The organism is Pseudomonas sp. TE36184 (genome assembly GCF_054060055.1).
In genome coordinates, this window is record NZ_JBSSCU010000001.1 from 4,919,663 (window position 1) to 4,937,423 (window position 17,761).

The window sequence follows — 17,761 nt, forward strand, 5'->3', positions numbered from 1 at the left end:
TGCGGCAATCAGCCCTTGGATGTGTCGGAATCGTTGGACAGTGCCAGGTCCACACGCTCCAGCAGGTCACGTACCTGCTCGCGCGTCGAGCCGCTGGCCTGCACGTCCGGGCGTTCCTGCTTATGCAGCAGATCGTGGGTGATATTCAACGCAGCCATCACGGCGATGCGGTCGGCGCCGATCACTTTGCCGCTGCTGCGGATTTCACGCATCTTGCCGTCCAGGTAGCGGGCGGCGCTCACCAGGTTGCTGCGCTCTTCCTGGGGGCAGATGATCGAATATTCTTTGTCGAGAATCTGCACGGTGACGCTATTGCTTGAACTCATGAGTCTTGCTCCAGGGCCTTCAGGCGCGAAATCATCGACTCGACCTTACGCCGGGCGATTTCGTTTTTTTCAATGAGGTGAGCGCGTTCCTCGCGCCAGGTCTTTTCCTGAGCTAATAGGAGTCCGTTTTGCCTCTTTAGTTGCTCGACCCGATCAATTAGCAATTCGAGTCTGGCCATCAGCGCTTGCAGGTCGGTGTCTTCCATTGGGTTCCACTGGATTTGTCTGATGAATGGCAACTGCAGGATAAACGATCTGACGCCCTTGATAGTCTGGTGCGTCTGCCGGTGCTAGGATACAGCGCTTCATTCTAGACATTGCGCCGTCTGGCGCCTAGCTCACCATGCCCATTCAGAACTCCCCGTACGACGCTTTTACCAAACTGCTGAGCTCCAGCGGTCATCCTTGCTCGCCCGCCGAACTGCACGGCGTGTTGCTGGGCCGCAGTTGCACCGGTGTTGGCTTTGACGCCGACAACTGGCTGGCCGATGTGGCCGAACTGCTGGAAACCGAGCCCTCCGAGAACGTGCGTAACGCGCTGATCGGCTTGCAGGAAATGGTCAAGGGCGAGCTGACCGGTGATGACGTCACCGTGGTCCTGCTGCTGCCGACCGACGATGCACCGCTCACCGAACGTGCTGCCGCGCTGGGCCAATGGTGCCAGGGCTTCCTCCATGGCTTTGGCGTGAATGCCGGCGGCCTGGAGCTGAGCACCGACGCCAAGGAAGTGCTGCAGGACCTGGCGGCCATCTCCCAGGTGCAAGATGCCCTGGAAGAATCCGAAGACGGCGAAGGCGACTACATGGAAGTCATGGAATACCTGCGCGTCGCGCCGCTGCTGCTGTTCACCGAGACCAAGAAGTCCGCTGAACCGGCCACCCCCAAGCCGTCGCTGCACTGAGAAAGGAAGCCCGTCTGCCCATGATCCATATCCCGAAAGCGGAATACACCCGTCGCCGCAAGGCGCTCATGGCGCAGATGGAACCCAACAGTATCGCGATCCTGCCGGCCGCCGCGGTGGCCATCCGCAATCGCGATGTCGAACATGTCTACCGCCAGGACAGCGATTTCCAGTACCTGAGCGGCTTCCCCGAGCCCGAAGCGGTGATCGTGCTGATGCCCGGTCGCCCGCACGGCGAGTACGTGCTGTTCTGTCGCGAACGTAATGCCGAGCGCGAACTGTGGGACGGCTTGCGCGCCGGTACCGAAGGCGCGATCCGTGATTTCGGCGCCGACGATGCCTTCCCCATCACCGATATCCACGACATCCTGCCCGGCCTGATCGAAGGCCGCGACCGGGTGTATTCGGCGATGGGCAGCAATGCCGAGTTCGATCGGCACCTGATGGAGTGGATCAACATCATCCGCTCCAAAGCGCACCTGGGCGCCCAGCCGCCGAACGAATTCGTTGCCCTGGATCATCTGCTCCACGATATGCGTCTGTATAAATCGGCGGCGGAAGTGAAGGTGATGCGCGAAGCTGCGCGGATTTCCTGCGCCGCCCACGTGCGGGCCATGCAGGCCAGCCGCGCCGGCTTGCGTGAGTTCAGCCTCGAAGCCGAACTGGATTACGAGTTCCGCAAAGGCGGCGCGAAGATGCCGGCCTATGGCTCCATCGTCGCCGCCGGGCGCAACAGTTGCATCCTGCATTACCAGCAGAATGACGCGCTGCTCAAGGACGGCGACCTGGTGCTGATCGACGCCGGTTGCGAGATCGACTGTTACGCCAGCGACATCACCCGCACCTGGCCGGTCAACGGCAAGTTTTCGCCCGAGCAACAGGCGATCTATGAAGTCGTGCTGGCCGCCCAGGAAGCCGCCTTCGCCGAGATTGCACCGAACAAGCATTGGAACCAGGCCCATGAGGCCACCGTGCAGGTCATCACTGCCGGGCTGGTGAGGCTGGGGTTGCTGCAAGGGGACGTTGACGAACTGATCGCCGGCGAAGCCTACAAACCGTTCTACATGCACCGCGCCGGCCATTGGCTGGGGATGGATGTGCATGATGTCGGCGAGTACAAAGTGGGCGGTGAATGGCGTGTGCTGGAGGTCGGCATGACGTTGACCGTGGAGCCGGGGATCTATATTTCGCCGGACAACCAGAGCGTGGCAAAGAAATGGCGTGGCATCGGCGTACGCATCGAGGACGACGTGGTAGTGACCAAGCAAGGCTGTGACATTCTGACCGGCGGCGTGCCCAAGACCGTCGCCGACATCGAAGCGTTGATGGCGGCCGCCCGATGAGCCGGGTCAACCTGGCCATTATCGGCGGCGGCCTGGTGGGCGCGAGCCTGGCGTTGGCGCTGCAGGACGGGGCCAAGGCGCGGGGCTGGAAGATCCTGCTGATCGAACCCTTCGCACCGGGCGACAGCTACCAGCCGAGCTACGACGCACGCTCTTCGGCGCTGTCCTATGGCGCGCGGCAGATCTATCAGCGTCTGGGTTTGTGGCAGGCCATCTCCCGCCGCGCCGAGCCGATCAAGCAGATCCACGTGTCGGACCGCGGGCGCTTCTCCACTGCGCGCTTATCCGCCATGGAAGAGGGCGTGCCGGCCCTCGGCTACGTGGTGGAAAACGCCTGGCTCGGCCAATGCCTGTGGCAAGGCCTGGATAAGGACGTGGTCAGCTGGCGTTGCCCGGCCGAAGTCACGCGCATGGAGCCGCTGCCCGATGGCTATCGCCTGACCCTCAACGACGAAACCGTGCTGGAGTGCGACCTGGCGGTGCTGGCCGACGGCGGTCGCTCCGGCCTGCGCGAGCAACTGGGGATCGGCGTGAAATCCCGCCCGTACAACCAGAGCGCGCTGATCGCCAATATCACCCCGAGCGAAGCCCACAACGGCGAAGCCTTCGAGCGCTTCACCGATGAAGGCCCGATGGCCCTGCTGCCGCTGCCGGACAACCGCTGCGCGCTGGTCTGGACCCGTGCCGGTATGGACGCCCAGCGCCTGGCCAACCTGGATGAGCGCAGTTTCCTCAGTGAATTGCAGGGCGTGTTCGGCTACCGCCTGGGCACCTTGAAGCAGGTCGGTGCGCGGCATCTGTACCCGCTGACCCTGGTGGAAGCCGAAGAACAAGTGCGCTCGCACCTGGCGATCCTCGGTAATGCCGCCCACAGCCTGCACCCGATTGCCGGGCAGGGCTTCAACCTGTCCCTGCGCGATGCGAATGCCTTGGCCGAGGCCTTGCTGGCCGGGCCGGCGGTGCCGGGTGACCTGGCGACCTTGCAGGCATATCGCGAGCGGCAGCGCATGGATCAAACGCTGACCGTGGGTTTCTCCGATCAGGTCACGCGCCTGTTCGGCAGCGCCCAGCCGCTGGTCGCGCTGGGACGCAACATGGGCCTGCTGGGCCTCGACCTGCTGCCGCCGGCGAAACGCTGGTTCGCCCGTCAAGCCATGGGCCTGGGCACGCGTCCCGATGCGTAGCCGCGACTACATCGTTCGGGACGGGATGAGATTAACCCTTTACGTGCGGCGCAAGCCGCCAGCGAGACAGGCTTAAAGCATGGATATGCGCGCAGATGTGCTGATTGTCGGGGCCGGAATGGTCGGGAGCGCCCTTGCGCTGGCGTTGCAGGGCAGTGGCCTGCAGGTGCTGCTGCTCGACGGCAGCCCGCTGAGCGTCAAGCCGTTCGAGCGTGACGCGGCTTTCGAGCCGCGGGTGAGCGCCTTGTCGGCCGCCAGCCAGCGCATCCTTGAGCGCCTTGGCGTGTGGGATGGTATCGTCGCACGGCGCGCCAGCCCGTATGGCGAGATGCAGGTGTGGGACGGCAGCGGCACCGGGCAGATCCATTTTTCGGCGGCCAGCGTGCATGCCGAAGTGCTCGGGCATATCGTCGAAAACCGCGTGGTCCAGGATGCCTTGCTCGATCGCCTGCACGACTGCGACCTGGGCCTGCTGGCCAATGCGCGCCTGGAACAGATGCGCCGCTCCGGCGATGACTGGCTGCTGACCCTGGCCGACGGCCGCACACTGCGTGCGCCGCTGGTGGTCGCCGCCGATGGCGCCAACTCCGCGGTGCGCCGTCTGACCGGCACCGCGACCCGCGAATGGGATTACTTGCACAACGCTATCGTCACCAGCGTGCGCAGCAGCCAACCGCACCGGCGCACCGCCTGGCAACGCTTTACCGACACCGGCCCGCTGGCGTTTTTGCCGCTGGTGCGGGATGGGCAGGAGGACTGGTGTTCGATCGTCTGGTCGACCACGCCGGCTGAGTCCGCGCGCCTGATGGCGTTGGATGAGGAAAACTTCTGCCGTGAGCTGGAGCGTGCCTTCGAAGGGCGCCTGGGCACGGTGCTCAGCGCCGACCCGCGTGTGTGTGTGCCCCTGCGCCAGCGCCACGCCAAACGTTATGTGGCCGAAGGCCTGGCGTTGATCGGCGATGCGGCCCACGTGATCCATCCGTTGGCGGGGCAGGGGGTGAACCTCGGTTTTCTCGATGCGGCGGTGCTGGCCGAGGTGCTGTTATCGGCGAGCGAACGCGGCGAACGCCTGGCGGATGTGAAAGTGCTGAGCCGTTACGAGCGTCGACGCATGCCGCACAACCTGGCGCTGATGGCAGCGATGGAAGGCTTTGAGCGCTTGTTCCAGGCCGACCAACTGCCGTTGCGTTGGCTGCGCAATGCCGGCTTGAAGGTGGTCGACCAGATGCCGGAAGCCAAGGCGATCTTCGTGCGCCAGGCCCTTGGCTTGAGCGGGGATCTGCCGGAACTGGCCAGGCCCTGACACACCCTGCAGCCCGGGCCTGCCCGCGATGAGGCGATACGTCGCAGTGCCGAACGCGGCTTTGCAACATCTCGTAACGCCTCACTCGAGTGAGTGATTGAGATGCTAAATGTGAGTCCTTATCATTTGTACTCTTTTGTTCACGAGAGACCGCACCCATGTCGGCACCCAAGCGCCTCCTGACTGCCCTGGCACTCACCCTCATCGGCAGCACCACCGTGCAGGCGGCCGACGAAGTCGTGGTCTACTCCTCGCGCATCGATGAACTGATCAAGCCGGTGTTCGACGCCTACACCCAGAAAACCGGGGTGCAGGTGAAGTTCATCACCGACAAGGAAGCCCCGCTGATGCAGCGCATCAAGGCCGAGGGCGAGAACGCCACCGCCGACCTGCTGCTCACCGTCGACGCCGGCAACCTCTGGCAGGCCGAGCAGATGGGCATCCTGCAACCGTTCACCTCCAAGCTGATCGACGCCAATATTCCGCTGCAATACCGCTCGTCTACCCACGCCTGGACCGGTTTGAGCCTGCGTGCGCGGACCCTCGCCTATTCCACCGACCGGGTGAAACCGGGCGAGCTGACCACCTACGAAGCCCTGGCCGACAAACAATGGGAAGGCCGCCTGTGCCTGCGCACGGCAAAAAAGGTCTACAACCAGTCGCTGACCGCCACCCTGATCGAAACCCATGGCGCGGCCAAGACCGAAGAAATCGTCAAGGGCTGGGTCAATAACCTGTCCACCGATGTGTTCTCCGACGATATCGCCGTGCTCGAAGCGATCAACGCCGGGCAGTGCGACGTGGGCATCGTCAACACTTACTACTACGGCCGCCTGCACAAGCAGAAGCCGAATCTGGCGGTGAAGCTGTTCTGGCCGAACCAGGGCGACCGTGGCGTGCATGTGAACCTGTCCGGCATCGGCCTGACCAAATACGCGCCGCACCCGGAAGCAGCCAAGGCGCTGGTGGAATGGATGACCACGCCTGAGGCGCAGAAGATCTTTGCCGACGTGAATCAGGAATTCCCGGCCAACCCGGTGGTGGCGCCGTCGGCTGAAGTGGCCAGTTGGGGCAAGTTTGTGGCGGACACCTTGCCGGTGGAAGTGGCGGGCAAGCGCCAGGCCGAGGCGATTCGCCTGATGGATCGGGCCGGCTGGAACTGAATGTGTCTGTGGGAGGGAGTAATCCCCCTCCCACACTGTTTTGTGTCTGTCTGTAGATCATCCATTCCCAGGGAATTTGCTCTTGGCCCACCCCGCCCAACGCCGCTGGTACCTGCCGGTCTTCAGCGTCGCCGCCCTGGTGTTGCTGCCGCTGAGCGTGCTGTTGCTGTCCTGGCAAAGCATCGACGCGCAGATCTGGTCCCATCTGTGGGAAACCCAGATGCCGCGCCTGCTGGGCAATACCCTGACCCTGGTGCTCGGCGTCGGCGTCGGCGTGACCTTGCTGGGTGTGAGCCTGGCGTGGCTGACCAGCCTCTGCGAATTTCCCGGGCGGCGCTGGCTCGACTGGGCGCTGATGCTGCCGTTCGCGATCCCGGCGTATGTGCTGGCGTTTGTGTTTGTCGGCCTGCTGGACTTCTCGGGGCCGGTGCAAACCCTGCTGCGTGACGCGTTCGGCAGCGGTTTGCGCCTGCCCCGCGTGCGTTCCACCGGTGGGGTGGTCATTGTGTTGGTGCTGGTGTTCTATCCCTACGTCTACCTGCTGGCGCGCACGGCGTTCCTGGCCCAGGGCAAGGGCTTGATGGAAGCGGCGCGCGTGCTGGGGCAATCGCCCTGGCAAGCCTTCTGGCGCGTGGCCCTACCCATGGCGCGGCCGGCGATTGGCGCCGGCGTGGCCCTGGCGCTGATGGAGACCCTGGCGGATTTCGGTGCGGTCTCGGTGTTCAACTTCGATACCTTCACCACCGCGATCTACAAGACCTGGTACGGCTTTTTCAGCCTGTCCAGCGCGGCCCAGCTGGCCAGCCTGTTGCTGCTGGTGGTGATGCTGGTGCTCTACGGCGAGCGTCGTGCCCGCGGTGCCAGTCGGCCGAGCAATGAGCGGCCGCGCGGCAAGGCGCTGTATCACCTGCGCGGCTGGAAGGCGGCGGCGGCCAGTGGTTGGTGCGGCCTGGTGTTTGCCTGTGCCTTTGTCATTCCGATGCTGCAACTGCTCGCCTGGTTCTGGCAGCGCGGCCGTTTCGATCTGGACGAGCGCTATACCGGCCTGATCGTCCACACCCTGTACCTGGGCGGTATCGCGGCGCTGGTCACGGTCAGCGTGGCCCTGATACTGGCCTTCGCCAACCGCCTGGCGCCGACCCGGGCAATTCGTTCCGGCATCAGCCTGGCCAGCGTCGGGTATGCCTTGCCGGGCTCGGTACTGGCGGTGTCGATCATGTTGGCGTTCAGCTACCTGGACCGTGAGCTGGTGGTGCCGTTGTCGGGCTGGCTCGGTGGCGCGGGCAAGCCCTTGTTGCTGGGCAGCTTGGCGGCATTGGTGCTGGCGTATCTGGTGCGTTTCCTGGCGGTGGCTTACGGGCCGCTGGAAAACAGCCTGGCGCGTATCCGTCCATCGTTGCCCGAAGCGGCGCGCAGTCTTGGGGTGAGCGGTCCACGACTGTTTTGCAAAGTGTATCTTCCGCTGTTGCTGCCGGGCACCCTGAGCGCAGCGTTGCTGGTGTTCGTCGATGTACTCAAGGAAATGCCGGCGACCCTGCTGATGCGCCCGTTTGGCTGGGACACCCTGGCGGTGCGGATCTTTGAGATGACCAGTGAAGGGGAGTGGGCGCGGGCGTCATTGCCGGCCTTGACCTTGGTGCTGGTGGGCCTGTTGCCGGTGGTCGGGCTGATACGACGTTCCGCTCGGCAAATCGGTTAGGTGCCAGTCCTACGGCTTGAGGCTACAATGCGCGGCATTCGGTACGCTCCGTGTTTCGGACCGGCTCGTCGGATGTGGCTGTAAGCCCTTTGATTCAAGGGGTTAAGCCCATCCTGCAGCCCTGCGTACCTTCGCCAAGCCCGGAAGGAGAAACCCATGGGACAGCGCACGCCTTTGTATGACCTGCATCTCGCCCTCGGCGCGAAAATGGTCGATTTTGGCGGTTGGGATATGCCTCTGCACTATGGCTCGCAAGTTGAAGAACACCATCAGGTGCGACGCGACTGCGGGGTGTTCGATGTATCTCATATGACCGTGATCGATGTCACCGGCCCCCAGGCCAAGGAATGGCTCCAGTACCTGCTGGCCAATGACGTCGACCGTTTGCACGGCTGCGGCCGTGCGTTGTACAGCGCCATGCTCAACGAGCACGGCGGGGTGGTGGACGACATGATCGTCTACCGTACCGAAGCCGGTTATCGGCTGGTGGTCAACGCCGCCACCCGTGACCAGGACATGGCCTGGATGCAGGCGCAGTTGGGCACTTACCCGGTGCAACTGCACGAGCGCTCCGAACTGGCCATGCTCGCTATCCAAGGCCCCCACGCCCGGCAAAAAATCGCCGAACTGGTGACCCAGTCGCGTGGCACCCTGATCCACCAGCTCAAGCCCTTCGAAGGCCAGGCCGATGGCGACTGGTTTATCGCCCGCACCGGCTACACCGGCGAAGACGGCCTGGAAATTGTCCTGCCGGCCGATCAGGCCCCGGGTTTTTTCAACGACCTAGTGGGCGCGGGGATTTCCCCCATCGGCCTCGGCGCCCGCGACACCCTGCGCCTGGAAGCCGGCATGAACCTGTATGGCCAGGATATCCACCAGGACGTTTCGCCCCTGGCGGCCAACATGGCCTGGAGCATTGCCTGGGAACCGGCCGCGCGCCGTTTCATCGGCCGCGCCGCGCTGGAAGCCGAACTGGCGGCCGGGGTGCAGACCAAATTGGTCGGTTTGGTACTGGAAGAACGTGGGGTTTTACGCGCTCACCAGGTGGTTCGTATCGCCAATGTTGGCGAAGGGGAGATCACCAGTGGTAGTTTCTCTCCTACGCTGAGTAAATCCATTGCTTTGGCGCGTGTACCGACGGCGACTGCCGATCGGGCCGAAGTGGAGATCCGCGGCAAGTGGTATCCGGTTCGAGTGGTCAAACCGACCTTCGTGCGCCATGGTAAAACCTTGATCTAACTATTCCGGCAGGCCAGTGGCCGCTGACATTTCTTCTTGAGGACATAGACTATGAGCGATATCCCTGCCGGCCTGCGTTATGCCGAAAGTCACGAATGGGCCCGTTTGGAAGCTGACGGCACTGTGACCGTCGGCATCTCCGACCATGCCCAGGAAGCCTTGGGTGATGTGGTGTTTGTTGAGTTGGCCGAAATCGGCAAAGCGTTTGCGGTGGGGGACGCGGCGGGTGTCGTGGAGTCGGTTAAAGCGGCTTCGGACATCTACTCGCCAGTTGCTGGCGAAGTGATTGCTGTTAACGAGGAACTGAGCGGCAGCCCTGAGTTGTTGAACAGCGACCCTTACGGCGCCTGGATCTTCAAGCTCAAGCCCAGCAACCCGGCCGACCTGGAAAAACTGCTCGATGCCGCCGGCTACAAAGCCGCCATCGGCGAGTGATCCCGCTGCAGGAGCCGGTCATCCGGCTCCTGCAACAGCCTTTCAGCGCTTCAGCACGGCCTTCACCGCCGCTACCGAGCGTTCCACATCTGCCTCTGTCATTGCTGTGAACATCGGCAACGACACGATCAAACGCCCAACACGTTCTGCTACAGGGAACATGCCTTCCTTGAACCCGCGTGCCCGATACAGGCTCAACAGGTGGATTGGCGGGTAGTGATAGCCAATGCCGACGCCGTGGGCCTGCATCTGCTCCATGAACGTGGCGCGGGCCGGCAGCCCGTCCTGGCGCTCCGGCAGGACCAGTTGGAACAGGTGCCAGTTGCTGTTTTCGAAATCCGCCGGTGGCAGTTGCGCACCGTATTGCTCTTCAAAATCACTGCCGAAGCACTTGAAGTAGTGCCGCGCCAGGTTCTGGCGATGGGCGGTGATCTCCTGGATATGGGCAAATTGCCCCAGGCCGATGGCGGCGGCGATGTCGGTCATGTTGAACTTGCCGCCCAGCACATCCACGTCCAGGCCGTCGAAGCCGGTGCGGGTCACGCCCTGCAAGCGGTACTTCTCTGCCAGGCGTGCTTCGTCGGCGTTGTTCAGCACCAGGCAGCCGCCCTCGGAAGAGGTGATGTTCTTGTTCGCCTGGAAGCTGAACGACACGAAGTCGCCGGTGGCGCCGATCCGTTCACCGTCCCAGCTCGAACCCAGGGCCTGGGCGGCATCTTCAACGATACGCAGGTTGTACTTGTTGGCCAGTGCGTAAAGCATCGGCATATCCAGCGGCAGGCCGGCCAGGTACACCGGGATGATCGCCTTGGTGCGCGGGGTGATGGCCGCTTCGACCTGGGCCAGGTCGATATTGCGGGTTACCGGGTCGATATCGGCAAACACCGGCGTGGCGCCGACTTCCAGAATCACGTTGGCCGTGGCAACCCAGGAGATCGGCGTGGTGATGACTTCATCGCCCGGCCCGATACCGGCGATGCGCAAGGCAATCTCCATGGTGCAGGTGCCCGAGTTGAAGGTGCGTACCGGTCGCCCGCCAAAGTATTCCGACAGTTGCGCTTCGAATGCCTGCACTTTCGGCCCGCTGGTGATCCAGCCCGAACGCAGTACATCACCGACCGCCGAGATGGTGGCTTCATCAATGGTAGGTTTGGAAAATGGCAGAAAGGGCTGTTGGCTCATGACGACGAAGGCATCCGTTTCAGATAGACGATGAGAGAAGGCATATCAGTACCGGCATGGTTGCACGGCGTGACTGAATATAGCCTGTCTTCTGTGAACGAAACGTCACCCAAACGGTGAAAAATGCCGCATTGAGCGCGGCATTTTCTGCTGCGAGTCAGAAGGACACGCGCGCTTCCAGAAACATATTCTGCTCTTTGAGCTTGCCTTTGAGCTGCTCATCCCGTGCGTTCACGCGGTTGGCGAAGGTGTTGTAGCCGGTTTCCACATCGCCCATGGCGGTGTAACGGTAACCCGCGCCGAGGGTGAGTTGTTCGCTGACCTTGGCCTCCAGCCCCATGCCGACGCTGTAGGCGAAATTGTGCTGGCGATGGCTGGCAAAGCGCCGGGTCTCGTTGGTCTGGTAGCCCTCGGCGTCGATCCGCGCCACCCCCACGCCGGCCATGCCGTAAAACGACAGCCAATCATTGAGCGGGATGTCCTTGTAGCCATTGAGCATCAAGCGCTGGCTGTGGACCTGTTGGCTGTTGACGTTGGCATTGAAGGGCGCCCAGTAGGATTTGAAGGTCGAATGCTTCGGCATGGTGTATTCCCCTTCCAGGCGCCAGCCATCGGCAAACGCATAACCCACGGCGAAAGAGGCGACGATTGACTTGCTGCTGTCGGGCGCCTCCACCCGTTCGGTGACGCGTGGGCTGGTCAGCAGGGCGCTGGAGAGGTTCTGACGGGCGTGGTTGAGCTTCAACGATCCGTACCCGTTTTCTGCATGGGCATGGGGGGTAAAGAACACAGAGAACAGCAGCGCGTAGGCGAGTTTTTGCATGGAAGGGATTCGCTCGATGGAAAAGGAATCCTTAGCTTGTTGCCTGGCTCTTGAGGGCTCGACAGGACTTCTCTGCCCGCGGCTGGAAAAAATAGACTATCTGCGTAGTGCCCGGGGGCGATGACTGTAGGAAATGATCAAAAAAATGCCGCTGGGAAGCGGCATTCTTTATGGGGCGAGGATTACTCGGTGACAGCGTTTTTCGCGAGGATGGCGTTGGCCAATTCCATGTCCGTGGCCTGGAGGCCAGGGTTATCGGCGCGGACTTTCTGCATGGCGGCTTCCAGGTACGGGCCGCGGATGCCGCCGTCGCTGGCAACGAAGCTGCCTGCGTCGTCTTGGGCGGCAACCACCAGCTTGTGGTCCTTGAAGGTCAGGTACGTCGAGCCGGTCGTGGCGCCCGATGAGATGACATTACGCCAGAAGCTATCGGCCATGGCTGAGCCGACAGGTAGGGAAAGCACAGCGAGGGTGGCGACAGCATATTTGAGACGCATGGCGGGTGACTCCGGGTGGGTTATCTGTACTCTATGATTGTAGTTAGCCCAATCGAGTTCCATCACTGACTAAACAGTTTCAACCTGCAAAACCGTCCCCTCCTGTGCAACCACGCATACATGAGCGCCTACGGGGGTGTCCGGGCCGGTCACGATCCACACGCCATCACCGACTTTTATCTTGCCGCGACCATCCACAATTGCCTGATGCACGACAAACGTATGGCCGATCAACTCTGAACCGCGCTCGTTGAGTCCCGGTTGGTCGCTGGCCTTGGCGCTGCTGCGCTGGCGTTTCCACCAGTACACCGCCGTCAATATCGACAACACGGCGAACAGCAGCAGTTGCCATTCCAGCCCGAGCGGCGGTACCAGGAACTTGATCACGCCCACGGCGGCCGCGGCGATCCCCATCCACAACAGGTAGCCGCCGGCGCCGAACACTTCAAGAATCAGCAGCACCGTGCCCAGTGCCAGCCAGTCCCAAAACGAAAGATGCTGCAGGAAATCCCACATGGCGATGGCCTCAGCCTTTCTTGTTGTCGAAAGTCGCTTTGACGATTTCGCCGATACCGCCGACAGCGCCGATCACCTGGCTGGCTTCCAGCGGCATGAGGATCACCTTGCTGTTGTTGGCCGAAGCCAGTTTGCCCAGCGCGTCGATGTATTTCTGGGCGACGAAGTAGTTGATGGCCTGCACGTTACCGGTGGCGATCGCTTCGGACACTACCTGGGTGGCGCGGGCCTCTGCCTCGGCTTGACGTTCGCGGGCTTCGGACTCCAGGAACGCGGCTTGACGTCCGCCTTCGGCTTCGAGGATCTGCGCCTGCTTCTTGCCTTCGGCGGTCAGGATCGCCGATGCCCGCAGGCCCTCGGCTTCGAGGATCTGTGCGCGCTTGATCCGCTCGGCTTTCATCTGGCCCGACATGGCGGCCATCAGGTCGGCGGGCGGGCTGATGTCCTTGATCTCGATCCGGGTGATCTTGATGCCCCACGGCGCCGTGGCTTCGTCGACGGTGCGCAGCAGTTTTTCGTTGATGCCGTCACGTTGGCTGAGCATCGCATCCAGTTCCATGGAACCGAGTACGGTACGGATGTTGGTCTGCAACAGGTTGCGGATGGCGTGTTCGAGGTTGTTCACCTCATAGGCGGCCTGGGCGGTGTTGACCACCTGGAAGAAGCACACGGCGTCGATCTGCACGGTGGCGTTGTCGGCGGTGATCACTTCCTGGGGCGGGATATCCAGCACGCTTTCCATCACGTTGATCTTGCGACCGATGCGGTCCATGACTGGGATGATGATGTTGAGGCCGGGCTTGAGCGTGTTGGTGTAGCGACCGAAGCGCTCGACCGTCCACTGATAGCCCTGGGGCACCACTTTGAAGCCCATGAACAGGATGGCGATGGCCAATCCCACGAAAAGAAGCAGTACGGTTCCGATCTGCATAGCGATTCCCTATCTGAAGATGTCAGTGAAACGACGTTCGGCCGATTGTAACGGGGTTGTCTGCGATAAGAAGGGTTTCACCGCCCGACAGCCAACGGATTTGTTTCTGAATCCCCAGGCGTGGCGCGCAAGATTTCCGCCAGGCTGGTCAACCCGGCTTCGACCTTGTGCATGCCGGCCATTCGCAGGCTGCACATCCCTTGCTGGAGCGCCGCCCGGCGCAAGGCCTGCACGTCGGTGCCGGGGGTGATCAGCGACTTGAGCGCGTCGTCCAGCACCATGATTTCGTAGACCCCGGCGCGCCCGCGATAACCGCTGTCACGGCACTCCGCGCACCCGATGGCTTCAGTGTCGTTGCTGCTGGTTGTGCGTTTGCAGCGTGGGCACAAGAGCCGCACCAAGCGCTGCGCCATCACTCCCAGTAGTGTGGCCTTGATCAAATAATAAGCAATGCCCAGTTCCTGCAATCGGCTGATCGCACTCGGCGCATCGTTGGTGTGCAGGGTCGACAGCACCAGATGCCCGGTCAGCGCGGCCTGGATCGCCATCTCGGCGGTTTCCTGGTCGCGGATCTCGCCGATCATGATGATGTCCGGGTCCTGGCGCAGCAGTGCGCGGATGCCGCTGGCGAAGCTCAGGTCGATATTGTGCTGCACCTGCATCTGGTTGAATGCTGGCTCGACCATCTCGATCGGGTCTTCCACCGTACACAGGTTGACCTCGCGGCTCGCCAGGCGCTTGAGGGTGGTGTAGAGGGTGCTGGTCTTGCCGGAGCCGGTAGGGCCGGTGACCAGGATGATGCCGTGGCTCTGGCGGGTCAGGCTGTGCCAGCGTTGCTGGTCCTGGGCCGACAGGCCAAGCTGGTCGAAGTCCTTGAGCAGGACCTGGGGGTCGAAAATCCGCATCACCAGTTTCTCGCCGAACGCCGTGGGCAAGGTTGAAAGGCGCAATTCCACTTCCGCGCCCGCCGGGCTTTTGGTCTTGACCCGCCCGTCCTGCGGTTTGCGTTTTTCCGCCACGTTCATCCGGCCCAGGCTTTTCAGGCGGCTGACCACCGCCATCGTGACCTGGGGCGGAAACTGGTAGACGTCATGCAGCAGCCCGTCGATGCGAAAACGCACGCGGCCCTGCTCGCGACACGGCTCGATATGGATATCGCTGGCCCGCTGGCCGAACGCGTACTGCAACAGCCAGTCGACGATATTGACGATATGCGCGTCGTTGGCGTCCGGCGCCTGGTCGCCGGCGCCGAGGTTGAGCAACTCGAAATGTGCCGGCGCGGGCGTTGTTTGATCGGCGCCGCTGACGGACTTCGCCAGGCGATAAAACTCGCCGATGCAGCGCTGGATGGCCTGTGGGTTGGCGACCACGCGTTTGATCGAACGCTTGAGCACCTGCGCCAGCCCGGCTTCCCAGGCAGTGACGTAAGGCTCGGCACTGGCGACCGTGACGCTCTGCGCATCCACGGCCACCGCAAGAATGCCGTGGCGCTGGGCGAAGGCGTGGGACATCAGCGGCACCACCGTCGCCACATCGATCTTCAGCGGGTCGATACGCAGGTAAGGCTGCCCGCTGTGCCGCGCCAGCCATTGCGTCAGGGTTTCCAGGCAAGGCCCCTGGGCCGCGATGCATTCCAGGGGATGCTGAGTGTGGCTGGCCGGCAGCGTCGACAAGCGCCGAGCCACATCGAGGGTGATCACGCCCTGCTCGACCAGGGCCGGTAACAACGGGGGCAATTCCAATCGCTGATCAACAGGCATTGAGGTTTTCCTGGGGCGCCGGGTGTATACCCAGGCTAGTCAGCCCCTGACCCGCAGCCTTGCGCGTGTATTGCAGGCTTTTACTGGGCGCCGGCCGCCAGCGCCTGAGGCCGCACAGAATCAGCCGACCACATCTCCAGCGAGCACACGCTGATCAGGTTTCGAATCTTTTCACCGATCACCTGGGCTCGGTGCCAGCTCACGCCATCCATCACGATATCCACGGTCAGCACATCGTCCTGGCGATTCACACTGACCTGGCGCGGCGTCAGGAACTGCAGCGCGAAATAGTTGAGCACCCGGCACAGCACATCGGGTTCGGCCTCGGCGACGATCTGGTAATGGGCCTGGCAATGGGCACTGTCGACGGCCCACGCATCGACGCGGGTAACAGGGCAGGTGGTTTCGACGGCGTGCATGCGGACTCTCCAGATTCGATTGGAGAAATTCTTACATTCGCGAAAGGAGATTTCTTATCTAAGATGAGCCTGATTCGTCGATAGATGCACAAATCAATTCAAGACAACCCGTATTAAAGGTATTTCTATGCGCAGCGAGCTGGACGTCTACGACCGCCGTATCCTGGCCCTGCTGCAGGAGGATGCCTCGCTCTCCAGCGCGCAGATCGCCGAGCAGGTCGGCCTGTCTCAATCGCCATGCTGGCGGCGTATCCAACGGCTGAAGGACGAGGGCGTGATCCGCAGCCAGGTCACGCTGCTGGACCGCAAGAAGATCGGCCTCAATACGCAGATTTTTGCCGAGGTCAAACTCAATGCCCACGGGCGCTCCAACTTCACCGAGTTCACCGAGGCGATCCGCGGTTTTCCGGAAGTGTTGGAGTGTTATGTGTTGATGGGGGCGGTGGATTTTCTGCTGCGCATTGTCACGTCGGACATCGAGGCTTACGAGCGGTTTTTCTTCGAGAAGTTGTCGATGGTGCCGGGGATTCAGGAGGTCAATTCGATCGTGGCGTTGTCGGAGATCAAGTCCACCACTAGCCTGCCAGTATTGGGCTGACAGGGCTGGCCTCATCGGGGGCAAGCCCCCTCCCACATTGGAGTGGGAAGTGGCTTACTCCCGATGGCGATATTACAGACGCAGCAGGGTCTTCCAGGCACGGTTCTGATACACCGCGATCGCCTGATGCATGCGCGCATCCAGCGATTCATCGGTGATCGGCTGGTTGGCCAGTTGCGCCAGCTTGTTCAGCTCGCCGTACAGGCGGTCGAGTTCCGCAATGTCCACCACCTGGCGTGCGTGGTGCAGCCAGGCCTGGATGCGCTCGATGCGCGGCAGTTGCTCGGCGAGGTCTTCCGGTTGCTGCTGATAGCGCGGCAGTTGCAGGGCGACGGCGTCTTCGGCCAGCAGGCGTGGCAACCAGTTGGTGATTTGCGCAGCGCCCTGACGGTTACCGCGCACGTTGCGGTCGGCGGTCCAGGTGCGGTTCAGCAGCCAGCGGGAGGTGTTCAGCGAGAACAGGCCCCAGCGCACGTCGGTCAATTCTTCGGCGAATTGCTCCGGCGCGGCTTTGCGAATGTCTTCATCGTCGTCACCGGCCTGGACCAGCGGGCGCCAGTCTTCCAGCAGGGCATCGAGTGCGCTGCGCAGTTCGCTGGTGGATTGACGCGGCGCGGCCTGGCCGAGGCTGCCGAGCAGGGCGCGCAGTTCGCCGAGGTTGTCGACCCAGTCCTGCAACAGGCGCCAGTGGCCATTGAAGCGGTATTGCTCGGCCAGGCGCTGGCTGCTGCCCAGCAGGTGCCACATGATCGCGGCGAAGGCGTCGTCCAACGGCATTTCGGCGTGCAGTTGCGGCGCCGGCAGGCTCAGGGAGTAGCTGCTGGCGTCATACAGGCGATAGCCGCGTTCGGCCTTGCTGATGTCGCATGGCATCAGTGCCAGGGTGGCGGCCAGTTCGGCGGCCAGTTCCAGCAGGGCGGCCGGTTCGCCTTCGCGCAGTTCCAGTTCCAGTTCGCAGATTTCTTCTTTCTGCTTGCCGGCCACTACATGGCCCAGGTCCAGTGCGGCTTCGATCACCACTTTGGCTTTGCCCCGGCCCCAGGCGATTTCGGCGCGTTCGCGCACGAAGTCGGTGGTGAAGATCGGCTTGAGGGTCTTTTTGTCCAGCTCGGCGAGTTCCTCGGGCCAGCATTCGCCGTCGAGTTTCTTCACGTCGAGCTTGGCTTTGGGCAATTCCCAGTTGTATTCGTTACGTTCCGACAAGCCGGCGACGCTTTGGCCACGGGTCTTGAGGGTCTGGATAATGTCGTCACCGTCCTTGCGCAAACGCAGGGCGACTTTGGCCTTGGCCAGGTCGCGCTCGGGGGTGTCGAAGTACTGGTTCATCAACTCACGGCGTTCCCAGCCACTTTTGTTGCGTTTTTTCAGTAGCGGGTGCTCACGCAGCGCGGCGAGTGTTTCGCGGCTGACGCGGAGCTTGATTTCGGTTTCTTTCTGCATGG

19 protein-coding genes are annotated in these 17,761 nt (G+C 62.5%); 9 read left to right on the top strand and 10 right to left on the bottom strand.

What is annotated here, in order from left to right; translation table 11 throughout:
- Positions 1-8: 8 nt before the first annotated feature.
- Together ACVWZP_RS22045 and ACVWZP_RS22050 are read right to left on the bottom strand one after the other, a co-directional pair.
- On the bottom strand, positions 9-326 hold the full coding sequence (locus ACVWZP_RS22045) for a cell division protein ZapA (RefSeq protein WP_017845112.1): 318 nt from the start codon (positions 324-326) through the stop codon (positions 9-11).
- On the bottom strand, positions 323-532 hold the full coding sequence (locus tag ACVWZP_RS22050) for a TIGR02449 family protein (protein ID WP_017845111.1): 210 nt from the start codon (positions 530-532) through the stop codon (positions 323-325). The genes ACVWZP_RS22045 and ACVWZP_RS22050 overlap by 4 nt, the downstream gene beginning before the upstream one ends.
- 137 nt (positions 533-669) lie before the next feature.
- Between ACVWZP_RS22050 and ACVWZP_RS22055 the strand changes: the two genes are divergently transcribed.
- From ACVWZP_RS22055 to gcvH, 8 genes are all read left to right on the top strand, one after another.
- Entirely contained in the window at positions 670-1,227 is a 558-nt protein-coding gene (locus ACVWZP_RS22055; protein WP_017845110.1) for a YecA/YgfB family protein, read from the top strand.
- Positions 1,228-1,247: 20 nt separating this feature from the next.
- Entirely contained in the window at positions 1,248-2,570 is a 1,323-nt protein-coding gene (gene pepP, locus ACVWZP_RS22060) for a Xaa-Pro aminopeptidase (RefSeq protein ID WP_046381697.1), read from the top strand.
- Entirely contained in the window at positions 2,567-3,754 is a 1,188-nt protein-coding gene (gene ubiH / locus ACVWZP_RS22065; protein ID WP_046381698.1) for a 2-octaprenyl-6-methoxyphenyl hydroxylase, read from the top strand. The genes pepP and ubiH overlap by 4 nt, the downstream gene beginning before the upstream one ends.
- Positions 3,755-3,839: 85 nt before the next feature.
- Positions 3,840-5,057, top strand: a complete 1,218-nt coding sequence (locus tag ACVWZP_RS22070) for a 2-octaprenyl-3-methyl-6-methoxy-1,4-benzoquinol hydroxylase (protein ID WP_457370405.1) — start codon at positions 3,840-3,842, stop codon at positions 5,055-5,057.
- 158 nt (positions 5,058-5,215) lie between these two features.
- A complete protein-coding gene (locus tag ACVWZP_RS22075) occupies positions 5,216-6,220 on the top strand; it encodes an extracellular solute-binding protein (protein WP_079444903.1) in 1,005 nt (334 codons plus the stop codon).
- An 82-nt stretch (positions 6,221-6,302) separates the two neighbouring features.
- On the top strand, positions 6,303-7,919 hold the full coding sequence (locus ACVWZP_RS22080; RefSeq protein WP_457370157.1) for an ABC transporter permease: 1,617 nt from the start codon (positions 6,303-6,305) through the stop codon (positions 7,917-7,919).
- A gap of 156 nt (positions 7,920-8,075) precedes the next feature.
- On the top strand, positions 8,076-9,158 hold the full coding sequence (gcvT, locus tag ACVWZP_RS22085) for a glycine cleavage system aminomethyltransferase GcvT (protein WP_449101751.1): 1,083 nt from the start codon (positions 8,076-8,078) through the stop codon (positions 9,156-9,158).
- 51 nt (positions 9,159-9,209) lie between these two features.
- Complete coding sequence (gene gcvH, locus ACVWZP_RS22090) at positions 9,210-9,593, top strand: glycine cleavage system protein GcvH (protein ID WP_046381702.1); 384 nt, start codon at positions 9,210-9,212, stop codon at positions 9,591-9,593.
- A 42-nt stretch (positions 9,594-9,635) separates the two neighbouring features.
- On the opposite strand, the gene ACVWZP_RS22095 is transcribed toward gcvH, so the two are convergent.
- From ACVWZP_RS22095 to ACVWZP_RS22125, 7 genes are all read right to left on the bottom strand, one after another.
- The gene (locus tag ACVWZP_RS22095; protein WP_017845102.1) at positions 9,636-10,775 is read right to left on the bottom strand and encodes a DegT/DnrJ/EryC1/StrS family aminotransferase; all 1,140 of its coding nucleotides are present in this window, start codon (positions 10,773-10,775) and stop codon (positions 9,636-9,638) included.
- Between the two features lie 157 nt (positions 10,776-10,932).
- On the bottom strand, positions 10,933-11,598 hold the full coding sequence (locus ACVWZP_RS22100) for an outer membrane protein (protein ID WP_046381703.1): 666 nt from the start codon (positions 11,596-11,598) through the stop codon (positions 10,933-10,935).
- Between the two features lie 182 nt (positions 11,599-11,780).
- Positions 11,781-12,095, bottom strand: coding sequence for a DUF2388 domain-containing protein (locus tag ACVWZP_RS22105; RefSeq protein ID WP_003176799.1), 315 nt, complete (start codon positions 12,093-12,095; stop codon positions 11,781-11,783).
- Between the two features lie 69 nt (positions 12,096-12,164).
- Positions 12,165-12,611, bottom strand: a complete 447-nt coding sequence (locus ACVWZP_RS22110; protein ID WP_017845100.1) for an NfeD family protein — start codon at positions 12,609-12,611, stop codon at positions 12,165-12,167.
- A 10-nt stretch (positions 12,612-12,621) separates the two neighbouring features.
- Entirely contained in the window at positions 12,622-13,542 is a 921-nt protein-coding gene (locus ACVWZP_RS22115; protein WP_046381704.1) for an SPFH domain-containing protein, read from the bottom strand.
- A 77-nt stretch (positions 13,543-13,619) separates the two neighbouring features.
- Positions 13,620-15,302, bottom strand: coding sequence for a GspE/PulE family protein (locus ACVWZP_RS22120; protein ID WP_104904274.1), 1,683 nt, complete (start codon positions 15,300-15,302; stop codon positions 13,620-13,622).
- An 80-nt stretch (positions 15,303-15,382) separates the two neighbouring features.
- Positions 15,383-15,721, bottom strand: coding sequence for a hypothetical protein (locus tag ACVWZP_RS22125; RefSeq protein ID WP_017845097.1), 339 nt, complete (start codon positions 15,719-15,721; stop codon positions 15,383-15,385).
- A 127-nt stretch (positions 15,722-15,848) separates the two neighbouring features.
- Between ACVWZP_RS22125 and ACVWZP_RS22130 the strand changes: the two genes are divergently transcribed.
- Positions 15,849-16,319, top strand: a complete 471-nt coding sequence (locus ACVWZP_RS22130) for an Lrp/AsnC family transcriptional regulator (RefSeq protein WP_046381706.1) — start codon at positions 15,849-15,851, stop codon at positions 16,317-16,319.
- Positions 16,320-16,391: 72 nt separating this feature from the next.
- Here ACVWZP_RS22130 and ACVWZP_RS22135 read toward each other — a convergent pair whose 3' ends face one another.
- Complete coding sequence (locus ACVWZP_RS22135; RefSeq protein ID WP_017845095.1) at positions 16,392-17,759, bottom strand: CYTH domain-containing protein; 1,368 nt, start codon at positions 17,757-17,759, stop codon at positions 16,392-16,394.
- Between the last annotated feature and the right edge of the window lie 2 nt (positions 17,760-17,761).

What these genes read in the sequence shown, in the direction of transcription:
- gcvT (WP_449101751.1), top strand. Translation starts at nt 8,076, where the DNA reads ATGGGACAGCGCACGCCTTTGTATGACCTGCATCTCGCCCTCGGCGCG.
- ACVWZP_RS22050 (WP_017845111.1), bottom strand. Translation starts at nt 532, where the DNA reads ATGGAAGACACCGACCTGCAAGCGCTGATGGCCAGACTCGAATTGCTA.
- ACVWZP_RS22115 (WP_046381704.1), bottom strand. Translation starts at nt 13,542, where the DNA reads ATGCAGATCGGAACCGTACTGCTTCTTTTCGTGGGATTGGCCATCGCC.
- ACVWZP_RS22070 (WP_457370405.1), top strand. Translation starts at nt 3,840, where the DNA reads ATGCGCGCAGATGTGCTGATTGTCGGGGCCGGAATGGTCGGGAGCGCC.
- pepP (WP_046381697.1), top strand. Translation starts at nt 1,248, where the DNA reads ATGATCCATATCCCGAAAGCGGAATACACCCGTCGCCGCAAGGCGCTC.
- ubiH (WP_046381698.1), top strand. Translation starts at nt 2,567, where the DNA reads ATGAGCCGGGTCAACCTGGCCATTATCGGCGGCGGCCTGGTGGGCGCG.
- ACVWZP_RS22110 (WP_017845100.1), bottom strand. Translation starts at nt 12,611, where the DNA reads ATGTGGGATTTCCTGCAGCATCTTTCGTTTTGGGACTGGCTGGCACTG.
- ACVWZP_RS22120 (WP_104904274.1), bottom strand. Translation starts at nt 15,302, where the DNA reads ATGCCTGTTGATCAGCGATTGGAATTGCCCCCGTTGTTACCGGCCCTG.
- ACVWZP_RS22125 (WP_017845097.1), bottom strand. Translation starts at nt 15,721, where the DNA reads ATGCACGCCGTCGAAACCACCTGCCCTGTTACCCGCGTCGATGCGTGG.
- ACVWZP_RS22095 (WP_017845102.1), bottom strand. Translation starts at nt 10,775, where the DNA reads ATGAGCCAACAGCCCTTTCTGCCATTTTCCAAACCTACCATTGATGAA.
- ACVWZP_RS22105 (WP_003176799.1), bottom strand. Translation starts at nt 12,095, where the DNA reads ATGCGTCTCAAATATGCTGTCGCCACCCTCGCTGTGCTTTCCCTACCT.
- ACVWZP_RS22100 (WP_046381703.1), bottom strand. Translation starts at nt 11,598, where the DNA reads ATGCAAAAACTCGCCTACGCGCTGCTGTTCTCTGTGTTCTTTACCCCC.
- ACVWZP_RS22130 (WP_046381706.1), top strand. Translation starts at nt 15,849, where the DNA reads ATGCGCAGCGAGCTGGACGTCTACGACCGCCGTATCCTGGCCCTGCTG.
- ACVWZP_RS22045 (WP_017845112.1), bottom strand. Translation starts at nt 326, where the DNA reads ATGAGTTCAAGCAATAGCGTCACCGTGCAGATTCTCGACAAAGAATAT.
- ACVWZP_RS22135 (WP_017845095.1), bottom strand. Translation starts at nt 17,759, where the DNA reads ATGCAGAAAGAAACCGAAATCAAGCTCCGCGTCAGCCGCGAAACACTC.
- ACVWZP_RS22055 (WP_017845110.1), top strand. Translation starts at nt 670, where the DNA reads ATGCCCATTCAGAACTCCCCGTACGACGCTTTTACCAAACTGCTGAGC.
- gcvH (WP_046381702.1), top strand. Translation starts at nt 9,210, where the DNA reads ATGAGCGATATCCCTGCCGGCCTGCGTTATGCCGAAAGTCACGAATGG.
- ACVWZP_RS22075 (WP_079444903.1), top strand. Translation starts at nt 5,216, where the DNA reads ATGTCGGCACCCAAGCGCCTCCTGACTGCCCTGGCACTCACCCTCATC.